The 2,450-nt window shown below is 49.7% G+C and carries 2 protein-coding genes; both read right to left on the bottom strand.

The annotated features are described in order from the left end of the window. Positions 1-182: 182 nt before the first annotated feature. Positions 183-1,118, bottom strand: a complete 936-nt coding sequence (locus NZ772_17285; GenBank protein MCS6815311.1) for an RsmB/NOP family class I SAM-dependent RNA methyltransferase — start codon at positions 1,116-1,118, stop codon at positions 183-185. Between the two features lie 27 nt (positions 1,119-1,145). Then, positions 1,146-2,381 carry a pentapeptide repeat-containing protein gene (locus NZ772_17290; protein ID MCS6815312.1) on the bottom strand — a complete coding sequence of 412 codons (1,236 nt, stop codon included), beginning with the start codon at positions 2,379-2,381 and terminating at the stop codon, positions 1,146-1,148. Positions 2,382-2,450: the final 69 nt, after the last annotated feature.

Below are 2,450 nucleotides of genomic sequence, written 5' to 3' on the forward strand. Positions count from 1 at the left end.
TACTCCCTAGTGACTCCAATTCCTCATGACTGGATTTATGTATTCATACATACCACTTCTCCAGGCTACAGCTACGGATAACTTGTAGTAAGGACTTAAGTCCTTAGAACTAATGGGTTATGCTGCTGGCTTTTGGAGAGTTGGTATCCGCACCAGAGCAGCCGATCATCAGTTAGCAATGTTCATCCTAGGTCTGTGGTTGCTGGTTGAGATGTCGCAGGCAAACGCTGGAGCAGACACGTGAAAGCTCCAGCACCAAGGCCATCTTGGGGCATCATTCGATAACAGGGCATTGTCGTTAGGTGAGACTGAAAGGGTTGGAGAGCAGACACCGTTACAGGCTGAAACTGAGGAAAGCGAGCTAACAGCCATGCGATTGTTTCCTCATTTTCCTCAGGGGAATAGGTGCAGGTCATGTAGGCTAGGTAGCCACCAAGAGCAACCGTTTGGGCAGCATTGGCCAAAATTCGCCGCTGACGATTAGCGTTTTTGTTAATCTGTACAGGATGAAAACAGCCCGGAGCATCATCTCCCTTAGCAATGAGAGATTGACCCGTACAGGGGGCATCCACTAGTACCACATCCATGCTAGCGGGCGATCGCACAGCCCATTGTTCTGAGTCGTGGCTAAATACCTGATAGGGATAAATGTGACACCGTTGCAGGTTGGAAATGAGAGCACCTATGCGCTTACCAATGACCTCGTTACACAATAACAGCGAGGGATGCAGCGATCGCCATGCAAATACACTCTTACCCCCAGGAGCAGCACACAGGTCTAACACCTGCTGCACGGGTTGGGGAATAGTCAGCAGCACAGTAGCTGCAAACACTGACGAAAAGTCCAAGCAATAAAAATAGCCTTGGTGGTGAAGAGGATGGGTGCCTGGACGGGTGCCAATCGCTAGTCGATCTACAAACGGGGGTTGCCATGGCAAGGGTGGTTCTGGCAAAAACGGATAACTGTCGGGTTCACGACACCACAAGATGCAAGGGTGAAAGGACTTGGGATGGGTTAGGGCATCAATGAACCGATCGCGCTCTGACTCATCAGCATACAACTGCCGACTAAGCTTCATCAGGAGTTTAGATGGCTGCCGATTAGCCAAGGTAGTCATGGGTAGACAACGAATAACAGGCTTGTCTTACAAATAACTGTACTCAGTCCAGAGATAGTCGATCGCCACCTTACCCTGAACTTGAATTGGCAGGCTCATCCAGGTCACAAATTCTGTAGGGCGCAGGGTCAGACAGTGATCCATAATCGTCACGTGAATCATGTCTTCATCACTGTTATGCAGGGCCACGATTGGGTGCCAAGTCCTCTCAGATAGCACCATCATCGTCAGGGGATTAGCTGCAACAGGTTCATGCTCTTGCCAAAACCGTTGCAATTCTGTAGCTTGGGCAAAATGTAGGGTAAATCCTGCAGGCAGGGGGTGGTACTCATGCTCAGAGAAGGATGGGTACTTTTGAGAGCGTCCTAACGGTACAAACTGTTGGTTCACGAGTAATAGACTTATTGGATACCAGTATTCACTACCGTAGCGGATGAGTGCCTTCGGTGGCTCATGGGCCACATCCACGATCGCCACCAACTGTCCATTGGCCTTTGTTAGCTTGATCATCTGTCGAGCTGACTGTAGCTGCAAGTCATGCCCTCCCAAACGTTCACACAAATGACTTATCTGTTGACGGATGACAGCACATTGCCCAAGGCCTGTGGTTCCTGAATGGGCACCCCACTCCTTAGCATCCAACTGGCGATAGCGATCGGCAAACTTGCCTAGGGCAAATAGCGTGGACTCGCGAGCCTTCATCAAATCCCTTACCCGCAGATTAAACGGGCAGACTGCTCCATCGGGTAAAATCGTGGGAGCGCGGCCAGTGCCAATCAGGTCAACCCGTCGAATCTCTGCCCCAGATAGGTTTGCCCACCGCAGATCTGCCCCAGCTAAATTAGCATCCGTAAGGTCACTGTCTTGTAAATTGGCACGGTGCAACACAACATGGGATAGCACCACACCCCTCAAATTCGCCTCTTGCAGGTTAACTTTGGCTAACAAGCTACCACTCAGCAATGCATCTGTAAAATCAGCTTGAACAAGACTGCTGCCGCGTAAATCAGCCCCTAGGATTTTTGCTCCGGTAAACCTCGCCCGATCGGCACAGACATGCATCAAATCAGCCCCAACTAAATTGGCATAGCTCAGATCCGCATCAGTGAGATTGCTCTGGCTGAGGTTGCTCAAACATAAGACTGCCTGCTGTAAATTTGCCCCCTGTAAATTAGCGCCCTCTAGATTAGCTCCCTGGAGTTCAATCCCCCTGAAATCTCGTTCACCAGCCGCATAACGTCTTAATAAATCTTCACTAGTCACAACTCAATTCAGGAAACTCTAACTCACAACTATAGCAACCTCACTTAGTAGAAATAACCAGACAAAATG

It is taken from the genome of Cyanobacteriota bacterium (assembly GCA_025054735.1).
In the GTDB taxonomy this organism is placed as follows: Bacteria; Cyanobacteriota; Cyanobacteriia; order SKYG9; family SKYG9; genus SKYG9.

What these genes read in the sequence shown, in the direction of transcription:
- NZ772_17285 (MCS6815311.1), bottom strand. Translation starts at nt 1,118, where the DNA reads ATGACTACCTTGGCTAATCGGCAGCCATCTAAACTCCTGATGAAGCTT.